Genomic DNA, 5,552 nt, shown 5'->3' on the forward strand with positions numbered 1-5,552 from the left:
GCGGAGGTTGAAGGGTTTTGCCGAGGTGCAGGAGGTGTTGGAAGGGATGCTTCGGGAAAGGTATGCCCCCCGTACACAGACGCTTACACATAAATCTTGACACGACCGGGAGGTCTACGCCCTTTTGGGCCCCAACGGGGCAGGCAAGACCACCACCTTGCGCATGCTGGCCACCCTGGTGCGGCCCAGCGGAGGGGAGGCTTGGGTGGCGGGGTTTCACATCCTCCGGGACCCCCTGGAGGTGCGCCGGAGACTTGGGCTGGTGAACGGGGGCATGCGGGTCTATGAACGGCTCACGGGGCGGGAGGTGCTGGAGTTTTTCGCCGGGTTTTACGGGCTTAAGGGCCAGGCCTTCCGGGAGGCCCTGGACTGGGCGGTGGGGCTTCTTGGGCTCGAGGAAACCCTGGGCAAAAAAGTGCTGGAGATGTCCACGGGAATGCGGCAGAAGGTGGTCATCGCCCGGGCCATCCTCCACCGCCCACCGGTGCTCATCCTGGACGAGGCCACGGCGGGACTGGACGTTTTCGCCCGGAGGGCCCTTCTGGACTTTGTAAAGGCCTATCGGGACCTGGGGCAGACGGTGATCTACTCCACCCACGCGATGGCGGAGGCGGAGGAGGTGGCGGACCGGGTGGGCTTTTTGCACCAGGGGCGCCTCCTTTGGCAAGGGGAAAAGGCCCAAGCCCTGGCGCTGGGTGAAGGAAGCCTGGAGAAGGCCTTTGTACGGGTGGTGAGGGAATGGAAACCGTAATCCGCATCTTCCGCAAGGAACTCTTGCAGGTCCTTCGGGACCGGAAGCTCGTCTTTTCCACGCTGGTGCTGCCGGTGCTTCTCATGCCCGTCTTCGCCTTTGGCCCCACGCTCCTTCTCTCGCGCATCCTGGAAAGGAGCGCCCAGGAAGCGCAGGAGGTGGCGGTGCGGGGGGTCACCCCGGAGGTCCTCGAGGCCCTAAGGGTCCAGGGGCTCACCCCGGTGCCTTCGGAGGACCCCAAGGGGGCGGTGGAAAAGGGCGCCTATCCCGTAGGGGTGGTGTGGGAAGAGGGGGTCTTCCGGGTCTACGGCCGCCTGGCGGGGGGGCTCAACGAGGCGCAGGTGGCGGTGGGCAAGGTGGAAAAGGCCCTAGCCCTCCTGAAGGAAAGGGCGGTGGCCGAGGCCTTAAGAGCCCGGGAGGTGCCCCTGGAGGTCCTGAGCCCTTTCCAGGTGGAGGTGGTGGACGCCTCCCCCGAGCGGGAACGGGCCGCAGGGATGTTGGGCTTCCTCCTCCCCTTTTTCCTGGTGATCTTCATCCTCTCAGGGGGGCAGGTGGTGGCGGTGGACGCCACCGCCGGGGAGAAGGAGAAGGGGACCCTCGAGGCCCTCCTCACCGCCCCCGTGCCCCTCCCCCACCTGGCCTTGGGCAAGACCCTGGCCACCGTGGCCATGGCCCTCCTTTCCGGGGCCGCGGGGCTTTTGGGCCTGGCCGTAGGGGGCCTGATGAGCGGGCGCCTGGAGGCCGAGGTCAACCTCGGGGGGCGGGTGGCCCTCACAGGGGGAGAGTTCCTGGCCCTCTTCGCCACCGCCTTCCTCCTGGCCCTCTTCATGGGGGCGGTGATGGTGGCCCTCGGGCTTTACGCCCGAAGCTTCAAGGAAGCCCAAAGCTACATGGCCCCCCTGCAGCTCCTCGTCCTCTTCCCCCTCCTTTTCCTGCAGTTCAGGGGCTTTTTCACCCCCGAGGCCTGGCACCACCTTGTCCCGGTCCTCAACGTGGCCCTCCTCATGGACGGGCTCTTCCGGGGGCAGGTGGAGCCTTTAAACCTGGCCTTTACCTGGGGCTCCACCTTGGTGTACGCGGCCCTGGCCTTCCTCCTGGCGGTGGGGGTCTTCCGCCGGGAAGAGGTGGTGTTCCGGAACTGAAGGAGGTGGTCTATGGAGATCCAAGAGGTTCGGGCGTGGCGGACCAGCGGTTTTCTTGGCCTGGGGCTTCTCCTCTTGGGGCTTATCTGGACGGGATGGGCCATAAGGGAAGGGCCTTTGGAAAAGGAGGCGGTGTACCTGGCCCACCTCCTGGGGGGGCTTCTCCTAAGCGGCCTCTCCGGGGCGGGGCTCATCACCGTCCAGCCCAACGAGGCCCGGGTCCTGACCTTCCTCGGGCGGTACGTGGGGAGCGTGCGGGAAGCAGGGTTCCACTACGTGAACCCCTTCACGGTGAAAAGGCGGGTCTCCCTAAGGGTGCACAACTTCAACTCCGACCGGCTTAAGGTGAACGATGCCCAGGGCAACCCCATTGAGATCGCCGCGGTGGTGGCCTGGCGGGTGGTGGACTCGGCCAAGGCCCTCTTCCAGGTGGAGGACTACGCCAGCTTCGTGGCCATCCAGTCGGAAACCGCTTTGAGGGCCCTCGCCAGCCGCTACCCCTACGACGGGGAGGAAAAGTCCTTAAGGGGCAACCCCGAGGAGCTGGCGGAGGAGCTCAAAGCGGAGGTGGAAGAACGGCTTAAGGTGGCGGGGGTGGAGGTCTTAGAGGCCCGGCTCACCCACCTGGCCTATGCCCCAGAGATCGCCCAGGCCATGCTCCGCCGCCAGCAGGCCCAGGCGGTGGTGGCCGCCCGGCGGTTCATCGTGGAAGCCGCGGTGGGGATGGTGAAGGAAGCCCTCTTGGGCCTCGAGGCCCAGGGCATCGCCCTGGACGAGGAAAGGAAGGCGGCCATGGTGAACAACCTCATGGTGGCCCTGGTCTCCGAGGCCCAGGCCCAGCCGGTGATCAACGCCGGTACGCTCTACACCTGATGGGCGAAAGGGGGCGGGGAAAAAAAGCCTTCTTGCTCCGGCTGGACCCAAGGCTCTACCGGGTCCTGGAAAAGTGGGCCCAGGACGGGCTTAGGAGCGTGAACGCCCAGATAGAATACCTCCTGAAGGAGGCGGCAAGGAAGGCGGGCCGGTGGAAGGAGGACCCCCAGGGCGGTCCGGACCAGGAGAAGTAGGATGGCCAGGGAGGCGCAATGAAGGCCTTGTACTGGACGCTAGGGCTTTCCTGGAGCCTGGCCCTCCTCTTCTGGCTTTTGGGGGGACGGGTAGGCACCCCGGCCTACACCCTCTTCGCAGGGGCCTACATGTGGGTGCCGGGCCTGGTGGCCCTCTATTTCAGTAGAAAGGAAGGGCTTGCCCTGCCCCTCGCCCTTAAGCCCAACCGCTTCTGGTTCCTCGCCTGGCTTTTCCCCGTGAGGCTCACCCTCCTCTCCATCCCCCTAACCCTTCCCCTCGCCCCTTGGGTGGGGGTGGAAGCCCTGAAGGCCACCCTGCCCCCGGAAGCCCTGGCCATCCCCGAAGGCACCCTGCTTTGGGCCCTTTTCCTGGGGGGCATCCTAGAGGGGCTCTTGGCGGGGGCCACGGTGAACCTCCTCTTCGCCCTGGGGGAAGAGCTCATGTGGCGGGGATACCTTTGGGAAAAGCTTAAAGCCAAAGGGTTCTGGCCCGCCTCCCTGGAGATCGGCTTCGTTTGGGGGCTTTGGCACGCCCCTCTCATCCTCATGGGGCACAACTACCCGAGTGCCCCCATCCTGGGCGTGGGGGCCATGATCCTCTTCACCCTCCTCCTCACCCCCACCCTCCTCTACGTTCGGGAAAAGGGAGGAAGCGTCCTGGCCCCAGCCCTCCTCCACGGAACCCTGAACGGGGTGGCGGGGCTTTCCCTCCTCCCCTTTTTGAGGACCCACGACCTTCTGGTGGGGGTCTTGGGCCTGCCCGGCTTCTTTCTCCTAGCCCTTTTCAACCTGTGGCTGAGGCGGCGCGTGTCCCTCGCTTGACAGGCCCGGGCAGGGTCCCTAGGCTGAAAGGAGATGAGCGCCCGGGGCAAAACCTAAGCCGGCCTGGGAAGCCCAAGCTTCCCGGGCAAGCCCCGGGGCTTTTCTTTATAGGGAGGGTCCATGCACACCACCTTGGAGGACTGGCGGGCGCTTCTAGAGGCGGAAAGGGAACTGGACACCGGGGTCTACACCAAGCACGACCTCCTCCTGGTGCGGGGGGAAGGGGCGCGGGTGTGGGACGCGGAGGGGAACGAGTACATAGACTGCGTGGGGGGGTACGGGGTGGCCAACCTGGGCCACAGCAACCCCGGGGTGGTGGAGGCGGTGAAGCGCCAGGCGGAGCTCCTCCTCTCCATGCCCCAGACCCTGCCCACCCCCGCTCGGGGCGAGTTTTACCGCACCCTGGTCTCCGTTCTCCCCCCAGAGCTCAACCGGGTCTTCCCGGTGAACTCAGGCACGGAGGCCAACGAGGCCGCCCTCAAGTTCGCCCGGGCCTATACGGGAAGGAAGAAGTTCGTGGCCGCCATGCGGGGCTTCTCCGGCAGGACCATGGGGAGCCTTTCCGTCACCTGGGAGCCCAAGTACCGGGAGCCTTTCCTGCCCCTGGTGGGGCCCGTGGAGTTCATCCCCTACAACGATGTGGAGGCCCTGGAAAAGGCGGTGGATGGGGAGACGGCCGCGGTGATCCTGGAGCCTGTCCAGGGAGAAGGGGGGGTGCGCCCCGCCATCCCTGAGTTCCTAAGGGCTGCCCGGGAGATCACCCGGGAAAGGGGAGCCCTCCTCATCCTGGACGAAATCCAGACCGGTATGGGCCGCACAGGACGGCGCTTCGCCTTTGAGCACTACGGCATCGTGCCCGACATCCTCACCCTGGCCAAGGCCTTAGGGGGCGGGGTGCCCCTGGGGGCCGCGGTGATGCGGAAGGAGGTGGCCGAGGCCATGCCCAAGGGCGGGCACGGCACCACCTTCGGGGGGAACCCCCTGGCCATGGCCGCGGGGGTGGCCGCCCTCCGCTATCTGGAGCGCACCCAGCTTTGGGAGCGGGCGGCGGAGCTTGGGCCCTGGTTTATGGAAGAGCTCCGTAAGATCCCCTCCCCCAAGATCCGGGAGGTGCGGGGGCTTGGGCTCATGGTGGGCCTCGAGCTTAAGGAAAAGGCCGCGCCCTACATTGAGCGCCTGGAGAAGGAGCACCGCATCCTCACCCTGCAGGCGGGGCCCACGGTGATCCGTTTCCTGCCGCCTCTGGTGATTGCCAAGGAGGATCTGGCGCGGGTGGTGGAGGCGGTGCGGGCGGTGCTGGTGGCATGAGCGCCTTGGACCCCGTTGAGTTCCTGAAAGGGGCCCTGGAGATCCCCTCTCCTTCCGGAAGGGAGCGCCTGGTGGCGGAGTACCTGGTGGAGGGGATGCGGCGGCTTGGCCTCGAGGCCTTCGTGGACGAGGCGGACAACGCCCGGGGCCGGGTGGGGGAAGGCCCCGTCCAGGTGGTCCTCCTGGGGCACATTGACACCGTGCCCGGGGAGGTGCCGGTCAGACTCGTAGACGGCAAACTCTTCGGCCGGGGGGCGGTGGACGCCAAGGGGCCCTTTATGGCCATGGTCTTCGCCGCCGCCGCCCTTTCGGGAGAGGCAAGAAGGCGCCTCACCGTCCACCTGGTGGGGGCCACGGAGGAGGAGGCCCCAAGCTCCAAGGGGGCGCGGTTCGTGGCCTCAAGGCTCACACCGGACTATGTGATCATTGGGGAGCCCTCGGGCTGGGAGGGGATCACCCTGG

6 protein-coding genes and 1 pseudogene are annotated in these 5,552 nt (G+C 66.6%); all 7 read left to right on the plus strand.

From position 1 onward, the window contains the following. Positions 1 to 109: 109 nt before the first annotated feature. Positions 110 to 751, plus strand: a pseudogene (locus WKI94_RS11300) (ATP-binding cassette domain-containing protein); the annotation flags it as partial. Continuing rightward, positions 739 to 1,893 carry an ABC transporter permease subunit gene (locus WKI94_RS11305; RefSeq protein ID WP_337845830.1) on the plus strand — a complete coding sequence of 385 codons (1,155 nt, stop codon included), beginning with the start codon at positions 739 to 741 and terminating at the stop codon, positions 1,891 to 1,893. The pseudogene WKI94_RS11300 and the gene WKI94_RS11305, both read left to right, overlap by 13 nt. 12 nt (positions 1,894 to 1,905) lie before the next feature. Then, positions 1,906 to 2,766 (plus strand): SPFH domain-containing protein, encoded by an 861-nt coding sequence (locus tag WKI94_RS11310; RefSeq protein ID WP_337845831.1) that lies wholly within the window; start codon positions 1,906 to 1,908, stop codon positions 2,764 to 2,766. Continuing rightward, positions 2,766 to 2,960 carry a hypothetical protein gene (locus tag WKI94_RS11315; RefSeq protein WP_337845832.1) on the plus strand — a complete coding sequence of 65 codons (195 nt, stop codon included), beginning with the start codon at positions 2,766 to 2,768 and terminating at the stop codon, positions 2,958 to 2,960. Before WKI94_RS11310 ends, WKI94_RS11315 begins: the two co-directional genes overlap by 1 nt. An 18-nt stretch (positions 2,961 to 2,978) precedes the next feature. Further along, positions 2,979 to 3,782, plus strand: a complete 804-nt coding sequence (locus WKI94_RS11320) for a CPBP family glutamic-type intramembrane protease (RefSeq protein WP_337845833.1) — start codon at positions 2,979 to 2,981, stop codon at positions 3,780 to 3,782. A 120-nt stretch (positions 3,783 to 3,902) separates the two neighbouring features. Then, positions 3,903 to 5,090 (plus strand): [LysW]-aminoadipate semialdehyde transaminase LysJ, encoded by a 1,188-nt coding sequence (gene lysJ, locus WKI94_RS11325; RefSeq protein WP_337845834.1) that lies wholly within the window; start codon positions 3,903 to 3,905, stop codon positions 5,088 to 5,090. Beyond that, positions 5,087 to 5,552: M20/M25/M40 family metallo-hydrolase (locus tag WKI94_RS11330; protein WP_337845835.1), on the plus strand; the 466-nt coding region annotated here is incomplete at its 3' end. The genes lysJ and WKI94_RS11330, both read left to right, overlap by 4 nt.

The sequence above is a fragment of the Thermus sp. genome (genome assembly GCF_037444525.1).
Classification (GTDB): Bacteria; Deinococcota; Deinococci; order Deinococcales; family Thermaceae; genus Thermus.

Excerpts from the sequence above, each read along its gene's own strand:
- WKI94_RS11305 (WP_337845830.1), top strand. The coding sequence starts at position 739 with ATGGAAACCGTAATCCGCATCTTCCGCAAGGAACTCTTGCAGGTCCTT.
- WKI94_RS11315 (WP_337845832.1), top strand. The coding sequence starts at position 2,766 with ATGGGCGAAAGGGGGCGGGGAAAAAAAGCCTTCTTGCTCCGGCTGGAC.
- WKI94_RS11310 (WP_337845831.1), top strand. The coding sequence starts at position 1,906 with ATGGAGATCCAAGAGGTTCGGGCGTGGCGGACCAGCGGTTTTCTTGGC.
- lysJ (WP_337845834.1), top strand. The coding sequence starts at position 3,903 with ATGCACACCACCTTGGAGGACTGGCGGGCGCTTCTAGAGGCGGAAAGG.
- WKI94_RS11320 (WP_337845833.1), top strand. The coding sequence starts at position 2,979 with ATGAAGGCCTTGTACTGGACGCTAGGGCTTTCCTGGAGCCTGGCCCTC.